This is a genomic window from Marininema halotolerans, assembly GCF_900116235.1.
GTDB lineage: Bacteria > Bacillota > Bacilli > Thermoactinomycetales > DSM-45169 > Marininema > Marininema halotolerans.
The window spans coordinates 85,346-105,659 of record NZ_FPAA01000003.1 but is presented as its reverse complement, the minus strand read 5'-3'; the positions used below and the strand labels follow the sequence as shown (position 1 = coordinate 105,659).

Below are 20,314 nucleotides of genomic sequence, written 5' to 3'. Positions count from 1 at the left end.
AACAACCCCTTCAGGTTGTTATCTTTTTCGCGTTGGACTCTGGTGGTACCAAGATTTCTGCCACGATCTCTTCCAATGCGACACCTACATTTTTACTGGAATGCAGATCAGGTAGATTACTTTCCGCGCCTTCTAGTAAATCACGGGCTCGCTTTGCAGCGAGGATAACTAAGGTGTATTTACTATCGGCTTTGTCCATTAACTTGTCAATCGATGGATATAGCATTTTACATTCCCTCCAACCAATCAGGTTGATCATTGATAAAACGATCCCGCCGACAATGCTCAGCAGTTAATATCGAGCGTACGCGATCACAGGCGTCCTCAACACGATCATTAACTACCACATAATCGTAATATTCCACTTCTCCTAGTTCTTGCTCGGCAGCCGACATCCGGTGGCGAACGACTTCCTCCGTCTCCGTACCTCGCCCTCGAATTCGAGAAGCCAATTCCTTTAAAGAAGGGGGGAGGAGGAAAATAAAGACTCCCTCCGGAAAACGTTTTTTCACTTGTTTTGCTCCCTGCACCTCAATCTCTAGCAGGACATCTTTTCCTTGCTCCAGTTGCTCCTCCACAAATTCCCGGGGAGTGCCATAGTAATTGTTTACGTACTGAGCCCACTCCAAAAGCTGGTCTTCTTCAATCATCCCCTCAAACTCTTGCCGAGATTTGAAAAAATAATTGACCCCATCCACTTCTCCTTCTCTCGGTTTGCGGGTGGTTGCCGACACGGAGTAGACCAACTCTGGAGCAAAAGTGCGAAGGGCACTACAAACGGTGCCCTTTCCTGCACCCGAAGGCCCAGAAAGTACAATCAATAATCCTTTTCTCTTTGAATGAATGCCCATCATGCTCCCCTTCTAGTCTACCATTTCCTCTGCATGATCTTTGCTTGCAAGTCGATGTGCCACCGTCTCCGGTTGCACAGCAGAAAGGATAACGTGATCGGAGTCTGTGATAATCACTGCGCGCGTGCGCCGTCCATAGGTGGCATCGATTAAAACGCCTCGGTCTCTCGCCTCTGTAATAATCCGCTTGATTGGTGCAGAATCAGGACTCACAATGGATATAATCCGATTTGCAGACACAATGTTACCAAAACCAATATTAATCAGCTTAATACTCAACCGGGAGTACCCCCTCGTTGCATGGGTGCTAGTAAGAGATGTCTATCTTTTAATGAATATGCTCCTTGACCTGTATTTCGGGTAGAAGAACCATATTCATCTCATTATAACCTCTTTACTCGATATTTTGCACTTGTTCTCGCATTTTTTCCATTTCGCTCTTACATTCAACGACAAAAGCCCCTATTTGAGCGTCATTTGCCTTGGAACCAATTGTGTTAACCTCACGGTTCATTTCTTGCAATAAAAAGTCAAGTCGTCTTCCTACTGGTTCCTTTGAGTCGATTAAAGCACGATACACTTGATCAAGATGTGAGTGAAGGCGTGTAAGTTCCTCTTCAATATCGACTTTATCGGCAAAAAGAACGGCTTCTCCTCGAATTCGGTCCATCCAACCTTCATGATCTAGCCATTCACTCATTCGCTTTTCCAATCGATTTTGATAAGCTAGAACCACTTTGGGGACATGTTCTTGGATTGCTTCACAATACTGTTGAAGTAACTTAGAACGCTCAAGCAAATCATGATAGAGCGCCTCCCCTTCTCGTCTGCGCATCATGGAAAGTTGCTCACAAGCTGACTGTACCGCCTCCAACAAAGGCGCTTGTAAGGATTGTACTTCGAACCGTGCCTCCTCAACCTTTAACACCTCAGGTAGCTGAAGTAATTCCGTCGCCGATAAAGTCGTTGCGATCCCATACCGTTGGTTTAATTCGGTAGTGGACTGGACAATCGAATCAACAAGCCCCCAGTCTATCGAAAAGGTTCGAGGAAGTTGTTCCATGCCCTCCACATGCACAAAGATATCCCCACGGCCACGACGAACTACCGGTTGAACCACTTTTTTCACAGCATCCTCTAAACTAAGCCAACCCGGCGGCATACGAAGAACCAGCTCTTGAAACCGGTGGTTACCCGTTTTAATTTCCACAACAATACGAACCCCTTGTTGAGTTACCTCTCCACGTCCATAACCTGTCATGCTTCGGATAGTAGTTGTTGTCATGCACCCATTTTAAATGAAACAGCTCAGGCTAACAAGTTGGGGAATAAAGCGACGTCAGATGAATCCCTTCCGAATTCCTTTCTTCTCTTTTCCAGGAAGGAAGCAATCCTTTTAATACTTCGAAGTCAGCGGTTGTTTTTCAGCAGCGAGGGATGCGATCAGTCGAAAAAGACGGTAGATGATATAGCTAATCAGCAATGAAAACATCCACCCCCATCCTTTCATGACGAGTAAAATTTGATTAAATCCATCAACACCAAAGTGGTCGATCATCCAAGCCTTCACAAGAGAGGAACTCCCTTGTTTTATACCATAAAGGAGCGTCAATAATTGCAACAACGAAAATGCTCTTTTATGATGAAGCATTTCCTTGATCCATTCTCGTTGATATCCGAAATAAGCAGAAATATCCAACATGAAATAATAGCCAACCGGCTTTCCTATCAGAATGGACCCTAAGAGTAACCCCGCTAAAATCAATCCATACCAAACATCATTCCACATCATTTGCAAGGCACTTCCTGACAAAAGGTCAATCACTGATCCTACGATCATCAGGATCATCAATGCCATACCGGTCACATTAAATTGACGCGTAACAAGGAAACGAATCGTAGTATAGATGATCCCAGGAACCGTAGTCAGCAACATACTCACATAGTCGCCTACCCATTCTCTTCCCATATACCAAATGATTAGCGGAAATAGGACGTAAAAGAGTATATCCATGCCTATCCAGGAGCGTTGCATTTAAACCCTCTCTCCTCTTTATCTCCATCCCAATTGGAGTCACATCCCCATTTTAAAAGAAATCACATGAAAAGTCTTTTGCTCGTTCTAGAAAGATTTGAATCAACATAATGAGTGCCTTTCATACAAAAAGACTGCCGAATGTCTCGACAGCCTCCTATTTTTAATCACTTAATCTTGATTGAGTGTACTATTTCGTCTGGAGTAGGTGAAATAAATGATGAGGCCGATCACCAGCCAAATTAAGAACGCCGCCCAGGTAATGGCTTTCAGTCTGCTCATCAAGAAGACGCAGAAGGCAATGGCTCCAAGGGGCACCACCGGTACAAAGGGGGTACGGAAAGGACGCTTTAAATTAGGTTGTGTTTTCCGTAAGATGAGCACCCCGATGGAAACGAGGGTAAAGGCTGCCAAAGTCCCGATATTTACTAACTCAGCCAATTTATCGAGGGGAACCAATCCACCAATTAACGCACCAATGGTTCCCAGGAACCAGGTTGCACCAAAGGGGGTTTGATATTTTGGATGCACGGAGGAAAAGCGACGAGGCAATAATCCATCACGTGACATGGTAAAGAAGATACGGGTTTGACCATACAGCATCACAAGCATCACCGTGGTCATCCCAAGAATCGCTCCTAAATCAACAACCCCTGCCATCCAGTCTTGTCCGGCCACTTGGAGGGCCAAGGATACCGGATGATTAACTCCTTTGAAGTCCATAAAGGGAACAATGCCAGTCATAATCCCCGTCACAATAATGTACAGAAGAGTACAGATACCGAGGGAGAGAATGAGACCTCTTGGTAAATCTTTCGCTGGGTTCCTGGTTTCTTCAGCCGCAGCCGCTACTGCATCAAAGCCGATATAGGCAAAGAAAACCATCGCTGCAGCATTCATTACACCGGAGGCACCAAAAGGCAAAAAGGGCTGCCAATGTTCCGGCTTCACATAATTGATCCCTACAAATATGAAGAGAAGCACAACACTTACTTTGATTACAACCATCACGTTATTGGTTCGTTTGGAAGCTGAAATACCCCGTGAAAGTAAGAATGTGATAATCATCAGAATTAAAAAAGCGGGGAGATTAAAGAGTGCACCCTCTGTTTCTCCTCCTGGGGCAGCCGTCAGTGCTACTGGCAGTTTCCAACCTAATAACCCTTCAAGCAAATTTTGAAAATATCCGGACCAGCCTACGGATACGGTACTGGCCGCTAACAAGTATTCAAGGACCAAGTCCCAACCAATAATCCAGGCAATAAACTCGCCTAATGTTGCGTAACTATACGTGTATGCGGATCCTGAGATCGGAACCAGAGCAGCAAATTCGGCATATGCCAAAGCAGAAAGCCCACAGGCAATCGCAGAGATAACAAAGGAAAGAATTAGACCAGGGCCTGCCGTTACAGCACCTTCTCCTGTCAAAACAAAGATCCCTGTACCAATGATCGCTCCAATCCCCAACAGGGTGAGATCCCAAGTTCCTAAATCACGTTTTAAATGATTTCCTTTTTGGCTATGTTGTAATAGCTCATTAATACTACGTTTTCTAAATAAATCCATTCAGGAACTTCTCCTCTCTCCATTGAAAAAGAATAATCAATCAATTCCAAACAGATATCACTGCTTGAATAAATTGTAGACTTTCTATATTGTAGCTAGATGGAAAACCTCTGTCAAAAGATATTTTTCCATCCTCACCCATATATTACCCATACATCTTAAAAAAAACACAGACCCTTGGGGTCTGTGTTTTTTTTAAGGATCAACCCTCATTTTATTTAGCCTGGGGATGGGTATGTGCCATTTCTTCTTCCATCTCACGTCGGTATTTTTCGATGGTTTCACCATCCCATTCTTGCATTTGACCCATCCAAGCCAAGACTGAAGGGAACATTTTTTCGGCATGCTTTCGATTAAAGTAAAGATTCCCAGTGCGGCGGATCAAATAATCGGCTGGAGTGACTGCCATCTCTTCTTCTATCGCATAAGAAACCTGTGCTTCTTCTAGATTATCAGGTTGTTCTTTCGCACGCTGCCATACTTCATCGACATGACGTCCGTACAGATAGATTAATTCCTCCGCTTTTTTACGATCCATCCCTTTATCCATTAAGCGTTGAATCCATTCGATTTTAAAACGCTCAAACCCTTTGGGCCCCATCTCACCACCACCGCTTATTGGAAGGCGATCCGTCTTACAATGAACAAAGGAGGTCACACCTGCCCGCTCCAATCGCTTATAGACGAGATCAACGACCCGTTCAGCCATTTTACGGAATCCAGTTAACTTCCCGCCAGCAATGGTGATTAGCCCAGATTTCGATTCGAAAATCTCATCTTTTCGCGATAGTTCGGAAGGGTCTTTTCCTTCTTCGTGAATCAAGGGACGCACCCCGGCCCAACCCGATTCCACATCTTCAGCCGTCAGTTTTGCTTCAGGGAAGACAGCATTAACCCCTTCTAATAGATAGTCGCGATCCTCTGTTGTCATCGTAGGTGTCCCAATTGGACCATGATAATTGGTATCGGTTGTACCAATGTAAGTGATATCGGCTCGTGGAATCGCAAAAATCATTCGTCCATCTGGCACATCAAAATAAATCGGCTGTTTTAAGGGGAGTCGCTCCTGCGGAACAACAATATGGACCCCTTTGGTAAGGTGTAGTCGTTTACCAGATAAGGAGGCATCTTTTTCACGTAATTGATCAACCCACGGACCTGCCGCATTGACAATTTCCTTCGCTTTTACGCTATAGCCTTCGCCGCTAATCAAGTCTTTAATATGCGCTCCTACGGCACGACCATCCTCATAGATAAAGGACTCCGCCTCCGCATAATTTACTGCCTTTGCACCGAGGGTAACTGCGGTCTTCATTACCTCCAATGTTAAGCGTGCATCATCCGTACGGTACTCCACATAAAGACCAGAGCCCTTAAGACCCTCCTCTTTAAGAAGGGGTTCATGTTGTAATGTCTCATCCTTTGATAGCATTCGACGGCGCTCTTCCTTAATTACACCAGCCAATCGATCATATACTGCTAATCCAAAGGAGGAAGAAAGTTTACCGTATGTTCCTCCATTATAAATCGGTAGCATCATCGGTTGTGGAATGACGAGGTGAGGCGCCCTTTCAAATAATAGGGCACGTTCTTGCCCCACTTCCCGAACCAAATTAATCTCAAATTGTTTGAGATAACGTAAACCACCATGGATGAGCTTCGTCGAACGACTGGATGTCCCACCTGCATAATCCTGTTTTTCAACTAAGCCTACTTTGAGACCCCGAGAAGCAGCATCCCAAGCAATACCTGCCCCGGTAATCCCACCACCAATAACCAAGAGATCTAACTGATCATCTTCTTCCATCTCTTTTAAAAACCGAGCACGGTTTTTTGCAGAAAATTGCATTATGAGTCCCTTCCCTTCATCATATATTCAATCGCCCTTTACTGATAGGACCATAATTCTCTTCGACTGACTGACACAGCATCGGCTCCATTTTTTAGAGCCAACTCGACATCCCTTTTTTTCCTCAATAACCCCCCTGCAACAATGGGGATTTCATTCTTTTTGCGTAGATCATCAAAAACCCAGGATGGAATCACACCCGGCATTACTTCGGTTGCATCCGCCTTGGATTGTTTAAGCAGATGTTGTCCAGTTTCCACTGACATGCCATCCGGAATAAAGAGGCGCTGAATGGCAAACAACCCTTCCTCCCGCGCAAATCGTACCAGGTTTGTCCGTGTGGAAAGAATTCCATCAGGATGGATCTCCCTTTTCAAATACTTCAAGGCCGCACGGTCATTGCCAAGCCCTTGTGCAAGATCCAAGTGTACATAGACTAGCTTTCCCATTTTTTTCACTTGATCCACGGCTTGCTTTAATGTATTGATCTCCCCTGATAGTAGAAAACAAACGGTTGGCGGCGCATCTTTCAAAAACGTTAAATCCTCTTCATTTCTTACAGCAGCAATCACTGGACATTGTTGAATCGCCTGCTTAAAACCACCCATATTATGTGACCCCTTCCTAAAAAATACAAAAAGAGTCCCCACCTATGGTAGTTATCCACCCGGGTGAGGGACTCTCTTATTATCTCCAGTCCCATGCTTTTCATCCAATTTTCATGTAAAACCTATCGTTATTGTACACCTTTTTCTGGGGAAATGAAACCCCTTAACGAGACATGGTACGGGAGACCGCATCTTTCCAACCTTTATAGAGGGATTCACGCTTTTCTTCTTCCATTTCAGGCTTATACTTTGCATCAATCGCCCAGTTTTCACGGATCTCATCTTTCGTGTTCCAATATCCGACTGCAAGACCTGCAAGGTAAGCTGCGCCAAGAGCTGTGGTTTCTGTCACTTTTGGACGTTCTACATTAACATGTAGAATATCCGACTGGAATTGCATCAGGAAGCCATTGAGTGCTGCACCACCATCCACATTCAGTTGAGTCAGGTGAATCGTAGAATCTTGCTCCATTGCCGTTAAAACATCCCGGGTTTGATAAGCCAGGGATTCTAATGCTGCGCGTGCCAAGTGATCACGTGTTGTCCCACGCGTCAACCCGAACATCGCCCCTCTCGCCTCTTGATCCCAATAAGGGGCACCTAAACCAACAAAGGCAGGCACAAGATAAACCCCTTCATTGGAAGAAAGGTTACGAGCCATTTCTTCAGAATCCGCTGCATTCTCTAGAATTTCTAACCCATCCCGAAGCCATTGAATTGCAGCACCTGCGATAAAAATACTTCCTTCTAAAGCATATTCCACCTTACCATCAACACCCCAAGCAATGGTTGTCAGCAAACCATTTGAAGAGGGAACTGCCCGTTCGCCCGTATTCATGAGCATAAAGCATCCCGTACCATAGGTGTTTTTCGCCATTCCTTCATCAAAACAGGCTTGACCAAAGAGCGCTGCTTGCTGATCCCCAGCTGCACCTGCAATTGGAACTTCCAAGTTAAAGAAGATTTCTTTCGTCGTATGACCATACACCTGACTTGATGGTGCCACTTCAGGGAGCATCGCACGAGGAACGTCCAAGTGCTTTAACAACTCATCATCCCAGTCAAGATCATGGATGTTATACATTAAGGTACGTGAAGCATTCGTGTAGTCCGTTACATGAACAGCGCCACCTGTCAACTTCCAGATCAACCAGGTATCGATGGTCCCAAAGAGTAAATCACCCTTTGCTGCTTTTTCTCGTGCCCCTTCCACATGATCCAATATCCATTTCACTTTAGTGCCCGAGAAATAAGCATCGACGACCAATCCGGTTTTTTCGCGAAAGGTAGGTTCTAACCCTTTTTCTTTCAATTCTTCACATATACCAGCAGTTTGGCGACTTTGCCATACAATTGCATTATGAATGGGTTTCCCCGTATTTTTATCCCATACAACCGTGGTTTCCCGCTGATTCGTAATTCCAATCCCTTCGATTTGTTCGGGTTGAAATTCCTCTTTTTCAAATACCCCGTTAAGGACGTCTAACGTACTTTGCCAAATTTCTTCTGCATCATGCTCAACCCAACCTGGCTCCGGGAACAACTGGGTAAATTCTTGTTGACTAACCCCTTGTACATCTCCTTTGCGGTTGAACAGCATGGCTCGCGTGCTGGTTGTCCCTTGGTCAATGGCCAACATCAATTTATCCTTACTCATTTCCCTTCCCCCTTTTCCGATCTAAGATGGTTTCTTACGCCCATACCACCGAATTTCATTCTTCCTATTTTCCGTAACCCTTTTCATTTAATACAAGGATTTTCTCATAAATAGGAAGGGATATTCCTCATTACCCAATTTCCATATCCAGTTTATGTTAGCACATTTTCTTATAAACTGCGCATGGTTTTTGTTACTTTTTCACCTGACCCACAGGTGTTTCACTTTGAGCAAGATAACGCCGTACCATTAAATCATAGATGAGCGCCCCTGCCAACGCGCCTAGAATCGGTGCAATAATCGGCACCCAAAAATAGCCACCGGGACCTGGTAATCCGACTGAATCCCAACCAGCCATCCAAGCAAATAGCTTGGGACCAAAGTCACGTGCTGGGTTGAGAGCAAAGCCCGTCAAGTTACCAAAAGAGCCCCCAATAATGGCTACCGTCAGACCAATCAAGATTGGACCAATATTCTTCAATTGCTCAAAGAGTGGATTCCGGTCATCCGTTACACCAAGAATAACGACGAGTAAGAATGCTGTAATACAAAACTCTACGATAAATGCATCCCAGTTGTTTAAAAATGCAGCTGGATAGGTAGAGAAGATGCCCGCTGTTTTTACACTTTCTGCAGCACCTCGAACCATGTGATGAACATCTTCGAACTGGAGAAACGCTTTGCGATAGATTCCATAAACAACAGCCGCTCCTGCAAAAGCCCCTGCTACTTGCGATACAATGTAAGGGATTACATTTTTAGCAGGGAAATTACGAAAAACTGCATTAGCAATGGTTACTGCCGGATTAATATGAGTCCCAGAAATGGCGCCTGTTACATAAATCGCCATCGAAACTGCCAATCCCCAGATTAATGAAATCTCCCATTGTCCAAGTTGAACTTTGTTGAGGACTAAACCAGCCACTGTGCCACAACCAATAAAGATCAGCATAAAGGTCCCAAGGAATTCCGATAGCATTTCACCGCGTAGCTTCCTATCCAATCATCGCACTCCCTTTCATATCCAACTTTTAAAATAACTACCAGTCACCGTAGCAAAAAAGCCGCACTGCTCCAAGGTGATCACATTTAAGGGACCCATTGGGCAGTACGACCTCTCCTCGTCTCCGGTCGACTGACAGCGTTTTCAATATGCATCTTCAATTATAGGAGAACAAGACAAAACGAGCAAGCTTTTTTCTATTCCAATAAATCCCTAATCTAAAGGATCATAACAAAAACCCTTCACCATTCGTATAACAGGGTATCTCATAAAATACCGAAATCATACGAGCAATGAAGGGCAACAATGGATCCCACTACAAGATTTAACTTAATTGCGCTGAGAATACTCCCATCTTCTATAAGTGGAGGATGTATCGGCGCGTCAGACGAGGGAAGGTGTTTTTCCCTCACGTAAGTCTGACATGGTTTTGATAGAAAGAACCATGATCGCTCTTTGAAAACTGGAGATATAGTGTTGTTGCAGGGAATGGTCTGCAACGTAAAATCTTCAACCACCCAGCTCACCGAAGTTGCGAAAACCAAGCTAAAGTAGGGAGCATAACAGAGCATCTTACGTTTTCACCGCAGGGACTGCGGGTAGAGCCTGCTAAGATAACGAGTCAGTAGACTGGTGTTTCGCAGGAATCTACTACCTCTACAGGTGGTAGTCGTTCAATGCTGGGGTTGGAAAAGCTTCATGAGTACGAGAGTAACCGCCCCCATCGGTCCTCCATTTCTACCAAGTCCAGCAGGAACAATCGTCACATCAGCAACAGGTGTTGCGAGAGCTCTTTGCTCGACCGTTTCCTGTAACGAATGTAAAACATACGGGACTTCAGAAATTAGATCGCCACATAAGATAATCCGTCGAGGATTAAACAGATTAACAATATTGGCTAGCCCGATCCCTAAGTATCGTCCCGTATCCACTAATACGGCACGTGCAAATTCATCTCCCTCACGTGCGGCTTCAAAAAGCACCCTCTCCGATAGCGGTCCTTCATGGTGGTTCAAGGAAGAAATAACCCCCTGATCTAATCCTTCTTGGGCACGTCTAACCATCGCAACACTTGAACCAAAAACCTCGAGACATCCTCGATTCCCACACCCACACAATGGTCCTTCAATATCCACAGTGGTATGACCTAACTCCCCTGCGGTAAAAGAGGGACTATAGACCAGGCTATGTTCCTTTACAAAGGCTGCGTTCACTTCATTTCCAATGTGCACACAGATAAAGTCAGCAATTTCTCTACCTTCACCAAACCAACTTTCCCCCATCGCCAAGGTTCTAACTCCGTTTTCTACCTCGACTGGGACGGAAAATTCTCGCTCTAAAAGATCACGAAGAGGAATATTCCGTAAATTCAAACTAGGACACGAAAGCGAAATTCCTTGTTCGTGATCGACCCAACCACTCATCCCTACCCCAATTCCAAGAAGAGGCCGACCACTATGATGGATCGGTGCCGCCAATTGGTGAATAGTATCAATAATGGATCGGATGTAAAACGATCGATCCGGGTTTGGAGGTATTGGCACCTCAGCTTCTCCCTCTAAATTACCATCAAGGTCAGCGGACATCGCCCGGATTTTATCCACTCCCGCATAAACACCAATTACACTAAAAGCCGATGCATTAATCCGTAATAAGATCGGTTTTCTACCACCGGTAGATTCTCCTAAGTCACTTTCTACCACGATCCCAGCATCGAGTAATTCCCCTACGATATTGGTCACTGTAGGCGGGGTTAATTGCGTCACCTTTGCGATTTCAGCTCGAGGAATTGGCCCCTTTTCCCGAATCACGTTAAGAATAATCGATTTATTGATGGATTTCATCCATCGAAAACTACCCGTTTGCATGGTACGGGGCATTGGAGTCACATCCTTTTCCCCCTTATAGAGGCTGGATTCACTTTTTTCGTATACGTCAAGCAGATCTAAAATCCTGCTCCGTCAACGAATTTCTCATTTGTTTCTCATTAAATGCCGAGTGCCTTTCATTTCGTTCATATTCAATAAATAAACTGGCATTATTCTACGGAAGAATCGAACGAAAAACCAATCAGGTGAGGTGAACACCTATGAATGAACACTATCTTCGCTGGAGTAATCATCCCGGATTAGAGCCAGCGCTTTTGCAGGAACTGCACTTGCTATCCGATGAGGCGAAAGAAGACGCCTTTTACAAACATTTGGAATTTGGTACAGCAGGCATGCGCGGTCTCATTGGCCCTGGAATTAATCGTATGAATCGTTATACGGTTCGTCGTGTAACCACAGGGCTTGCTCGTACCTTATCCAAGCAAGATCGCCTACGCGGAGTCGCCATTGCCTATGATTCCCGACATCAATCCCCTGAATTTGCCGCAGAAGCTGCTGGAACCCTGGCTACTCATGGGATTAACGTTTACCTGTATCCTTCCCTACGTCCTACTCCAATGCTCTCTTACGCGGTTCGTCATTTAAAGGCAGCTGCAGGGATCATGATTACCGCCAGTCACAATCCAGCCAATTATAATGGCTATAAGGTATATGGACGCGATGGTGCTCAGATGCCACCCCATCGTGTAAATGATATCCTCTATCAACTTCAATACTTGGATAACGAGCTCACGCTTCCCTCGATGTCACTCGAAGATGGCATTGCTTCTGGCTATGTCCATTTTATCGATAGCGAAATCGATGATTATTATTATCAGCGTGTACGCTCACTCACTCACACTCATGCTTCAATGAACCAGCAATTAATCGTCGTTTTCACCCCCCTTCATGGTGCAGGCAATCAACCCATACGCAAGGTTTTAGAGAGTATTGGATTTAGCCAAGTTCATACTGTACGTGCTCAAGAAAATCCCGATCCAGACTTTCCTACCGTCTCTGCTCCCAATCCAGAGGAACCGGATGTCTATGCCTTGGCTGTGATGGAAGCTAAAAAACGGAGGGCAGATTTAATCATTGCAACCGACCCAGACGCTGATCGTCTCGGACTATATGCTCGTACTGCTACTGGGGAGTACTCCGCCTTAAATGGCAATCAAATTGGTGCACTCCTCCTTCATTATATACTCAAACGAAAATTTGATCGTGGCGAATTATTTTCCAATGGTGTCGTCCTTAAATCCATTGTGACCTCAGAGATCAGTCGATCCATCGCCAATTCCTTTGGGATAAGCACCGAAGAAACCCTCACTGGCTTTAAATATATCGCAGAACGAATTGCGGCTTATGAAGCACAGGGGATTCCCTTTTTATTTGGATACGAAGAAAGTTATGGGTACCTACTCGGCTCTTTTGTGCGAGATAAAGATGCGATACAGGCGGCTGTCATGTGCTGTGAAATGGCTGCGTACTACAAAGAAAAAAATCAGACTCTGAACGATGTACTCACATCCATCTTTCAAGAGCACGGCGCTTACAGTGAATCCCTCTTTTCATATACTTTTGAAGGAAAAGCTGGGCATGAAAAAATGAATCAACTGATGGATCGCCTGCGGCATCACCCTCTGCAGCAAATTGCTGGGATTCCCATCACAGAGGTAAAGGATTATCACTTAGGAATTGATCATCTTCCCAAAGCAAACGTTCTTAAATATTGTTGTACGGATCAAAGTTGGGTAGCCATTCGTCCCTCTGGCACAGAACCTAAAATTAAATTTTATTTCAGTGCAGTTGCTGACCGAATAGACTTGGCTCAAGAAAAAAGAGAACGCATGGTCACCTACCTACAAGAATTGCTGGAACGTCCTCTCTCATCATGATTCCACGAATGAAAATGGCAATCCTACTAGAGGATTGCCATTTTCATTGTTACTCATCGATGCGATGGGATAGCTTTTTTTGCTCCTCTTCAAAACCGGGTTTTCCTAATAACGCAAACATATTGGTTTTATAGGCCTCAACACCTGGTTGATCAAATGGGTTCACCCCTAGTAAGTATCCCGATATCGCACAAGCTTTTTCGAAAAAGTAAACCATCATCCCAAAGGAATGAGCACTTAAATCGGGAATCGTCAATAAAAAGTTAGGTACACCGCCATCCGTATGGGCGAGTAGGGTACCTTGGCGTGCTTTTTCGTTGACATGATCAAGCCTCCTACCCGCTAGGTAATTAAGGCCATCCACATTCTCCTCATCCAACTCAATGGTCAAGGATGATTTTGGTTCCTTGACTCGAATAACCGTTTCAAAGAGATCGCGTCGTCCCTCTTGAATATATTGCCCCATCGAGTGAAGGTCCGTAGTAAAGTTTACTGAGGCTGGAAAAATTCCTTTCTGATCCTTGCCTTCTGATTCACCAAATAATTGCTTCCACCATTCCGAAAAAACTTGCAGGGAGGGTTCGTAATTGACCAGCAGCTCTGTGGTCTTTCCTTTCTGATAAAGGATACTCCGTAGCGCCGCATACTGATATGCTTCATTTTCTTTTAGCAATGGATTCGCATAGCGGATACGAGCTTCTGCCGCTCCTTTGATCATCTGTTCAATATTTATTCCAGCAACAGCAATCGGTAATAATCCGACAGCGGTTAATACCGAATAACGGCCCCCAATATTATCGGGAATCACAAACGTTTCATATCCTTCCCGATCCGCAAATTGCTTAAGTGCCCCTTTTTTCTGATCCGTTGTAGCATAAATTCGTTTTTTTGCTTCTTTTTTACCGACTTGCTCTTCTAACCAATTTTTCAAGACGCGAAAAGCGATTGCAGGCTCCGTCGTTGTTCCTGATTTTGAAATCACATTGAGGCTTACTCGTTTCCCTTCGAGTACGTCAAGCAGCTGGTTAAGCGCAGTGGAACTCAAATGGTTCCCCGCAAAATAGATCGCTGGCCCATCTCTTTTATCCCGCGGTAACTCGTTATAATGCCGATGAGAAATCATTTCCAATGCTGCACGTGCGCCTAAATAGGATCCTCCGATACCAATGACGACAAGGACATCCGAAGTGGAACGAATTTTTTCTGCCGCTTGTTGGATACGAGCAAATTCCTCCTTATCATAATCTACGGGATGATCCACCCACCCAAGAAATTGATTGCCTGCACCCGTTCCTTCGTGTAGTTGATTATGGGCAGCACGAACAGAAGGTTCCATTTGTGATAATTCGTTGTCACTGATAAAAGCAAGAGCCGGTTGATAATCAAATTGTAGACCTTTAGCCATCATTTCCCTCCGTTCAACATGGTCACTGTATACTATTTATCTTCCTCAATCACCAAAGCTTTACTCCTCTTTTCTCTTTACACCATCTCCTAAGCTACCTCGAACTTTTATTCATACCTTCCAAAAATAAAATTATTTATTATTTATATTTAATGATCTTACTTACGGATCATACATACATCAAATTAAAATTAGATCATCACCATAAAATGTATTTTTTACCCCATAAACCTTTCTTTCCTCCTTAAACATTCTCATAAAAAATTCAAAGCCTCCTTATGGATCACCTCTCATTTCGCGTTATAATGAATGGTGTTAATTAAGACATACTGACAGAGATCGATGACACCTGGGTGAACAAGCACTAAGGCCTTCACCCGTTCACTATTGAAGGAGGCCTTCCTATGAAATCCATCCCATGCGTGGTTATTGCTGCTATGCATGAAGAACTCGCTCCACTGAAACAACGACTACACGTCGAAAAAGAAGAACGTGTGGGGGGTATTCATCTCACTCATGCTCAAATTGATGGGGAATCCATTATTTTAGCGGTGTGTGGCATTGGCAAAGCTAATGCTGGAGCAACCATTCAGTATCTGGCTACGGTTTACTCACCTGAAGAAATCATTAACATCGGTTCTGCTGGCGCATTAACGGATCGCTTCTCAATTGGCGCAACGGTTCTTGTTACAGAATCGATTTATCACGATGTGGACTGTACCGGTGTGGGAGAAGATCCCTATACGCTTCCCCGTGTTCCGAGTATCATTCCCTCTGATTTAGCTCTGATTGCTCGATTACGGGAAGCTGCAAACCAAAGCGGCATACCCGTCGCGGAAGGAAGAGTTGCAACAGGCGATAGCTTTATTTCAGATGGTGAACTTCGTTCGCAAATCCATGAAGGAACAAAAGCGGATTGCGCCGAAATGGAAACCGCTGCATTCGCTCAAATCGCACAACTAAATGAGGTTCCCTTCGCATCCATTCGATCAATTTCTGATCGGGCAGACGGTACGGCTGATATCTCCTTCGATACGTTTTTACGTAAGATATCCGAACGAAATGCTGATCTGTTAGAGCACTATCTCAGTACACGGGTGGCGACTCGTATCGTCTCCTAATTTGTTTAATGAAAGGGGTCAAACCTAATGGAATCCAAGGAACGTTTTAATGTAGAATCCTTTAATTTGGACCACACCCTCGTTGCTGCTCCCTATATTCGAACCGCTGATGTGAAAGAATTAGGGCAAGAACGGATTGTCAAATTTGATGTTCGTTTTACTCAGCCCAATGAAAAATTTATTCCAACGGATGCGCTTCATTCCCTGGAGCATCTCCTTGCCGAAAATATCCGTAATCATACGGACCAAGTCATCGACCTTTCCCCAATGGGATGTCGTACCGGCTTTTACTTGATTATGAAGGGACATGTAACGACGGAGGAAGCGGCTCGGAGTATTCTGCTCGCTCTTCAGGACGTACTGGAAGCCACAGAAGTCCCAGGATGCTCCCCCATCCATTGCGGAAATTATCGTGATCATGACTTAGAGGGCGCTCAATTGTGGGCACGTCGCTTTCTCTCAGTCCCTCATGCACAGTTAATTAAAGTATTCCGCGAAGAATTATCACCAGAAGAATTGGAGCACGTCCCCGCTTGGACAGGCTTTGTAAAATAATTGGACAAAAAAAGGTAGCCATATGGCTACCTTTTTTTGTCCAATTATGAAGTTGTCTCTGATTTTCGTAAGGATTCTTCTTTGATAAAATTCCAATCCTGTATGGAACAACCTCCATCGGAGGGACAACTGTTACACCCACCAGCAGCACAACCACTATCGGAGCTTTTTAGCCGTCGGAGGAAACCGATCAACTGCCAAGCTGCCAATCCTAAAACACCTGCGATTACAAGATAGATCATTGATGGTTTCTCCTTTCTCTCCAGTATTAGAGCACCCAACTCGCAATCACATACACAATCCAAGCAACAATCCAAGCCAATACAAAACTATATACGATTGAGAAAGTCATCCATTTCCATGATCCTGTCTCTTTTTTTAATACCATGACAGTCGACACACATGGTGTATAAAGGAGAACAAAGAATAGGAATGAAATCGCAGCAGCAGGGGTAAAGGTGTTAGGTAGGAGTGAAGCCAATGTACCAACAGAGGTACCCGCTCCATAAGCCACACCCATCGTTGCTACAACCACTTCCTTCGCAAGGAAGCCTGTAATAAGAGCAACCCCCGATTGCCATGTATCAAAACCCATGGGCGCAAAGACCGGGGCGACCCACCCGCCAATGGATGCGAGGAAACTATCCTCCATCGGCACAGCACCCTGCCATGAATACTGTCCAAGGAACCATAGGAGTACGGACATCCCGAAAATGATCGTCCCTGCTTTTTTTACAAACCCCTTTGATTTATCCCAGGTATGTAATAACAAACTCACAACCATGGGGGTGCGGTATGGGGGTAATTCCATCACAAAAAGCTCATCCTCTGTATCAATAAAACGATTTAGAATAAATGCAGTAAGAATTGCCATTAGGATACCAAAAACATAGAGTAAAAAGACGATTTCCGCTTGCCATGCTGAGAAAAAGGCGGAAACAAAGAGAGCATAAACCGACAATCTCGCAGAGCAAGACATAAAGGGAGAGATAAGAGCAGTTAATAAACGACTCTTTTCATCCTCAAGCGTCCGTGTTGCCATAATCGCTGGAACATTGCAGCCAAAACCGAGCACCAAAGGAATAAATGCCTTACCGTTCAATCCAATTCCCCGCAGGAATCGATCCATCAAAACTGCAGCGCGGGACATATATCCCGAATCCTCTAAGAAGGATAAACAGAGGAATAAGATCGCAATCTGAGGAACAAAAACGAGTACAGCACCCATCCCTGCTACAACGCCTTCAATCATTAGCCGCGTAAACCAAGCAGGACTGTCCATGACGACTAACGCTTTTTGTATCCCTTCAGAAATCGGGCCAGACAACCAACCGTCTAATAAGTCTGAACCCGCCATCCCCACCCAACTAAAGGTGATCTGGAAGATTAAATACATGAACATAAAGAATAACGGTAATCCCAATAGAGGGTGCAAAAGCACACTATCGACGCGATCACTCCAGGTTTTACTTTCCTCACGCTCTTTACTGACCGATTCGCTAAGAATCCTTTCCACCCATTCATATCGCGCTTGCCGAATCTGATTATCGGCAGATGGAATCGCCTTGCGAATCTCATTCATTTTTTCTAGAATTGTCCGTTCCGTTTTCTCATTTACCATCGTGGAAACACTTTCATTACCTTCCAGCCACATCAGGGCAAGCCAACGTGTATCGATGGTTGAGGTCCAGCCCGCTTCGTTGAGCAAGGGTAATAAGGAGGCCAACCCTTGTTCAATATTATCTGGGTAAGATATTTTTAAGGAGGCACGACGTGCACCATTATCAAAGCGCTTTAGTAGCGTTGATTTTCCTTTTCCTTTGCGAGCCACCATGGGCACAACTGGAACCCCAAGTGCCTTTTCTAAGTAATCCTTGTCAATTGTTAACCCGCGACCTTCTGCTACATCAATCATATTGAGTGAAACGATGGCAGGAAGTCCTGTTTCGAGCAACTGAACGGTAAAGTATAAGTTCCGCTCTAAATTAGAAGCATCAATAATATTTAATAGGACATCTGGTTCATCACCAAGGATAAATGATAGCGCGATCTTTTCTTCAAGGGTCTGGGCGGACAGGCTATAAATTCCTGGCAAATCGACCATTTTCCATTTTTTATCGCCCTTAACCCAACCTTCTTTTCGTTCTACCGTAACCCCTGCCCAGTTACCCACGTATTGTCTGGTGCCTGTTAAAATATTGAACAAGGAGGTCTTGCCCGCATTCGGATTCCCTACTAAAGCAATGGTTTGTGTCATGACTGTTTATCCCTCACCCTTAGCTATGAATCAATTACCCGTTTCAATTTGGATTCCCTTTACATCACTACGACGGAAACCCATTTGATATCCTCTAAAACGAATGACAATCGGATCGCCCAATAAGGCTTTACGTACAACCTCAATCTCTGTCCCCGGTGTTAAACCAAGATCCAGCACCCGATTGCGATACGATGCTTTCATTTGCATATCCGTTACACGGCCTTTTGTCCCTACTCTACATTCGCTCAATAACAAAGGGGCTCACCTCAATCTACAATGAGAATCATTATCATACATAGATCATACCTTATCCTTCACCATTCGTCTATGGTTTTTTCATGAGAAATTGATCACCTAACCCCACCTCAACTGAGTCCCTTACCTTCACTCTCTTTGATTTGACAAAGCGTCTCTTTCAATAACGAAACCATCTAGTAGCAATCGTTTACATAACCTCCATCTACTCGGATCAGAGGTAGCGGTATTCTCCACGCAAATAAGGTAAAATAACAAGCATGATTCCTTATCTAAGGAGAACGTCACGTGAATGAAAACGAACTTTTAGGCGATGCACAAACCTTTATACTTGAATGTTATCAGGAGCTCGGTAAATCACCAGCGGAAGCTGCCCATCGGATCGCACAGATTAAAGGAGAAATTCAATCCACCGGAGGCTACCAACATACCTTCGAGGAATTATCCCAGGGTGCAAAAATGGCCTGGCGCAACAGCAACCGATGCATCGGGCGTCTTTTTTGGGATTCACTCCATGTATTTGATGCTAGGGATCACCATACGGAAGAGGAGGTTTATAAGGCCCTTTGCGACCATCTTGCCTTTGCCACAAATGAAGGGAGAATTCAGCCTACCATTACTATTTTTCATCCGATTGAAAATGATTGTACGCAAGTGCGAATCTGGAATCATCAGTTACTTCGTTATGCAGGTTACGAAAAGGAGAAAGGGGTCATAGGCGACCCAGCATCGGTTGCCTTTACCCAGGTTTGTGAGGAGTTGGGATGGCAGGGAGCAGGCACCCCTTATGACCTGCTCCCTCTAGTCATCCAAATCAAGAATCAACCACCCAAGTGGTTTGATGTCCCTCGTGGACTCGCTCTGGAAGTTCCGATCCATCATCCAGAATACCCCGCCATTACTGATCTACGGATCCAATGGTATGCTGTGCCGATTATCTCAGATATGAAACTGGTCATTGGTGGAATTACTTATCCGGCCGCCCCCTTTAATGGTTGGTACATGGGGACGGAAATTGGAGCACGCAACTTAGCAGATACCGAGCGGTATAATTTACTCCCTCAGGTTGCCTCGTGCATTGGACTCCCCACCCAAATCAACTCGACTTTATGGAAAGACCGGGCCCTCGTTGAACTCAACATCGCTGTTCTTCACTCATTTAAAGAAGCTGGCGTAAGTATCGTCGATCATCATACAGCCGCCCAACAGTTCGCTCACTTTGAAAAGAAGGAACAGAAGAGCAAGCGAAGCGTGACAGGGGATTGGAGCTGGTTGATCCCACCTCTCTCTCCTGCAACGACTGCCATTTGGCATACCGCTTATCCCAACGACGAGCAAACACCCAACTATTTTTATCAGCGACCTCCTTATTCATAAAGGAAA

At 44.7% G+C, this 20,314-nt stretch carries 19 protein-coding genes; 4 read left to right on the top strand and 15 right to left on the bottom strand.

Annotated elements, in window-relative coordinates; translation table 11 throughout:
- Positions 1-10: 10 nt before the first annotated feature.
- From rpoZ to CHX35_RS04755, 11 genes are all read right to left on the bottom strand, one after another.
- Positions 11-226 (bottom strand): DNA-directed RNA polymerase subunit omega, encoded by a 216-nt coding sequence (gene rpoZ / locus CHX35_RS04805; protein ID WP_091834746.1) that lies wholly within the window; start codon positions 224-226, stop codon positions 11-13.
- Position 227: 1 nt separating this feature from the next.
- Positions 228-851: a guanylate kinase gene (gmk, locus tag CHX35_RS04800; RefSeq protein ID WP_176391891.1), complete on the bottom strand. Its 624-nt coding sequence runs from the start codon at positions 849-851 to the stop codon at positions 228-230.
- Between the two features lie 12 nt (positions 852-863).
- On the bottom strand, positions 864-1,130 hold the full coding sequence (gene remA / locus CHX35_RS04795; RefSeq protein WP_091834737.1) for an extracellular matrix/biofilm regulator RemA: 267 nt from the start codon (positions 1,128-1,130) through the stop codon (positions 864-866).
- A gap of 115 nt (positions 1,131-1,245) precedes the next feature.
- The gene (locus tag CHX35_RS04790) at positions 1,246-2,136 is read right to left on the bottom strand and encodes a YicC/YloC family endoribonuclease (RefSeq protein ID WP_091834736.1); all 891 of its coding nucleotides are present in this window, start codon (positions 2,134-2,136) and stop codon (positions 1,246-1,248) included.
- Positions 2,137-2,247: 111 nt separating this feature from the next.
- Positions 2,248-2,886: a VC0807 family protein gene (locus CHX35_RS04785; RefSeq protein WP_091834735.1), complete on the bottom strand. Its 639-nt coding sequence runs from the start codon at positions 2,884-2,886 to the stop codon at positions 2,248-2,250.
- 171 nt (positions 2,887-3,057) lie between these two features.
- Complete coding sequence (gene bcaP, locus CHX35_RS04780; RefSeq protein WP_091834734.1) at positions 3,058-4,452, bottom strand: branched-chain amino acid transporter BcaP; 1,395 nt, start codon at positions 4,450-4,452, stop codon at positions 3,058-3,060.
- 214 nt (positions 4,453-4,666) lie between these two features.
- The gene (locus tag CHX35_RS04775) at positions 4,667-6,301 is read right to left on the bottom strand and encodes a glycerol-3-phosphate dehydrogenase/oxidase (RefSeq protein WP_091834733.1); all 1,635 of its coding nucleotides are present in this window, start codon (positions 6,299-6,301) and stop codon (positions 4,667-4,669) included.
- Between the two features lie 38 nt (positions 6,302-6,339).
- Positions 6,340-6,909: a glycerol-3-phosphate responsive antiterminator gene (locus tag CHX35_RS04770; RefSeq protein WP_091834732.1), complete on the bottom strand. Its 570-nt coding sequence runs from the start codon at positions 6,907-6,909 to the stop codon at positions 6,340-6,342.
- 163 nt (positions 6,910-7,072) lie between these two features.
- Positions 7,073-8,566, bottom strand: coding sequence for a glycerol kinase GlpK (gene glpK / locus CHX35_RS04765; protein WP_091834731.1), 1,494 nt, complete (start codon positions 8,564-8,566; stop codon positions 7,073-7,075).
- 193 nt (positions 8,567-8,759) lie between these two features.
- On the bottom strand, positions 8,760-9,569 hold the full coding sequence (locus CHX35_RS04760) for an MIP/aquaporin family protein (RefSeq protein ID WP_176391890.1): 810 nt from the start codon (positions 9,567-9,569) through the stop codon (positions 8,760-8,762).
- A gap of 674 nt (positions 9,570-10,243) precedes the next feature.
- Positions 10,244-11,449 carry an ROK family transcriptional regulator gene (locus tag CHX35_RS04755; protein ID WP_091834730.1) on the bottom strand — a complete coding sequence of 402 codons (1,206 nt, stop codon included), beginning with the start codon at positions 11,447-11,449 and terminating at the stop codon, positions 10,244-10,246.
- 209 nt (positions 11,450-11,658) lie between these two features.
- On the opposite strand from CHX35_RS04755, the gene CHX35_RS04750 reads away from it, so the two are divergent.
- Positions 11,659-13,335: a phospho-sugar mutase gene (locus tag CHX35_RS04750; RefSeq protein WP_091834729.1), complete on the top strand. Its 1,677-nt coding sequence runs from the start codon at positions 11,659-11,661 to the stop codon at positions 13,333-13,335.
- 49 nt (positions 13,336-13,384) lie between these two features.
- On the opposite strand, the gene CHX35_RS04745 is transcribed toward CHX35_RS04750, so the two are convergent.
- Positions 13,385-14,740: a glucose-6-phosphate isomerase gene (locus tag CHX35_RS04745; RefSeq protein ID WP_091834728.1), complete on the bottom strand. Its 1,356-nt coding sequence runs from the start codon at positions 14,738-14,740 to the stop codon at positions 13,385-13,387.
- A gap of 404 nt (positions 14,741-15,144) precedes the next feature.
- On the opposite strand from CHX35_RS04745, the gene CHX35_RS04740 reads away from it, so the two are divergent.
- Together CHX35_RS04740 and CHX35_RS04735 are read left to right on the top strand one after the other, a co-directional pair.
- Positions 15,145-15,861 (top strand): 5'-methylthioadenosine/adenosylhomocysteine nucleosidase, encoded by a 717-nt coding sequence (locus CHX35_RS04740; RefSeq protein ID WP_091834718.1) that lies wholly within the window; start codon positions 15,145-15,147, stop codon positions 15,859-15,861.
- Positions 15,862-15,888: 27 nt separating this feature from the next.
- Positions 15,889-16,416, top strand: a complete 528-nt coding sequence (locus CHX35_RS04735; RefSeq protein ID WP_091834715.1) for an S-ribosylhomocysteine lyase — start codon at positions 15,889-15,891, stop codon at positions 16,414-16,416.
- A gap of 44 nt (positions 16,417-16,460) precedes the next feature.
- Here CHX35_RS04735 and CHX35_RS04730 read toward each other — a convergent pair whose 3' ends face one another.
- Genes CHX35_RS04730 through CHX35_RS04720 form a run of 3 tightly spaced genes read right to left on the bottom strand, consistent with a single transcriptional unit; the run spans position 16,461 to position 18,925 of the window.
- Positions 16,461-16,658, bottom strand: coding sequence for a hypothetical protein (locus CHX35_RS04730; protein WP_091834712.1), 198 nt, complete (start codon positions 16,656-16,658; stop codon positions 16,461-16,463).
- Between the two features lie 26 nt (positions 16,659-16,684).
- Positions 16,685-18,673 carry a ferrous iron transport protein B gene (gene feoB, locus CHX35_RS04725; RefSeq protein WP_091834709.1) on the bottom strand — a complete coding sequence of 663 codons (1,989 nt, stop codon included), beginning with the start codon at positions 18,671-18,673 and terminating at the stop codon, positions 16,685-16,687.
- A 30-nt stretch (positions 18,674-18,703) separates the two neighbouring features.
- Positions 18,704-18,925, bottom strand: a complete 222-nt coding sequence (locus tag CHX35_RS04720) for a FeoA family protein (protein WP_245838643.1) — start codon at positions 18,923-18,925, stop codon at positions 18,704-18,706.
- A gap of 294 nt (positions 18,926-19,219) precedes the next feature.
- Between CHX35_RS04720 and CHX35_RS04715 the strand changes: the two genes are divergently transcribed.
- Positions 19,220-20,308, top strand: coding sequence for a nitric oxide synthase oxygenase (locus tag CHX35_RS04715; RefSeq protein WP_091834703.1), 1,089 nt, complete (start codon positions 19,220-19,222; stop codon positions 20,306-20,308).
- The last annotated feature ends 6 nt before the right edge of the window (positions 20,309-20,314 follow it).

Excerpts from the sequence above, each read along its gene's own strand:
- glpK (WP_091834731.1), bottom strand. The coding sequence starts at position 8,566 with ATGAGTAAGGATAAATTGATGTTGGCCATTGACCAAGGGACAACCAGC.
- rpoZ (WP_091834746.1), bottom strand. The coding sequence starts at position 226 with ATGCTATATCCATCGATTGACAAGTTAATGGACAAAGCCGATAGTAAA.
- CHX35_RS04750 (WP_091834729.1), top strand. The coding sequence starts at position 11,659 with ATGAATGAACACTATCTTCGCTGGAGTAATCATCCCGGATTAGAGCCA.
- CHX35_RS04770 (WP_091834732.1), bottom strand. The coding sequence starts at position 6,909 with ATGGGTGGTTTTAAGCAGGCGATTCAACAATGTCCAGTGATTGCTGCT.
- feoB (WP_091834709.1), bottom strand. The coding sequence starts at position 18,673 with ATGACACAAACCATTGCTTTAGTAGGGAATCCGAATGCGGGCAAGACC.
- CHX35_RS04785 (WP_091834735.1), bottom strand. The coding sequence starts at position 2,886 with ATGCAACGCTCCTGGATAGGCATGGATATACTCTTTTACGTCCTATTT.
- CHX35_RS04745 (WP_091834728.1), bottom strand. The coding sequence starts at position 14,740 with ATGGCTAAAGGTCTACAATTTGATTATCAACCGGCTCTTGCTTTTATC.
- bcaP (WP_091834734.1), bottom strand. The coding sequence starts at position 4,452 with ATGGATTTATTTAGAAAACGTAGTATTAATGAGCTATTACAACATAGC.
- CHX35_RS04755 (WP_091834730.1), bottom strand. The coding sequence starts at position 11,449 with ATGCCCCGTACCATGCAAACGGGTAGTTTTCGATGGATGAAATCCATC.
- CHX35_RS04730 (WP_091834712.1), bottom strand. The coding sequence starts at position 16,658 with ATGATCTATCTTGTAATCGCAGGTGTTTTAGGATTGGCAGCTTGGCAG.
- gmk (WP_176391891.1), bottom strand. The coding sequence starts at position 851 with ATGGGCATTCATTCAAAGAGAAAAGGATTATTGATTGTACTTTCTGGG.
- CHX35_RS04790 (WP_091834736.1), bottom strand. The coding sequence starts at position 2,136 with ATGACAACAACTACTATCCGAAGCATGACAGGTTATGGACGTGGAGAG.
- CHX35_RS04775 (WP_091834733.1), bottom strand. The coding sequence starts at position 6,301 with ATGCAATTTTCTGCAAAAAACCGTGCTCGGTTTTTAAAAGAGATGGAA.
- CHX35_RS04735 (WP_091834715.1), top strand. The coding sequence starts at position 15,889 with ATGGAATCCAAGGAACGTTTTAATGTAGAATCCTTTAATTTGGACCAC.
- CHX35_RS04740 (WP_091834718.1), top strand. The coding sequence starts at position 15,145 with ATGAAATCCATCCCATGCGTGGTTATTGCTGCTATGCATGAAGAACTC.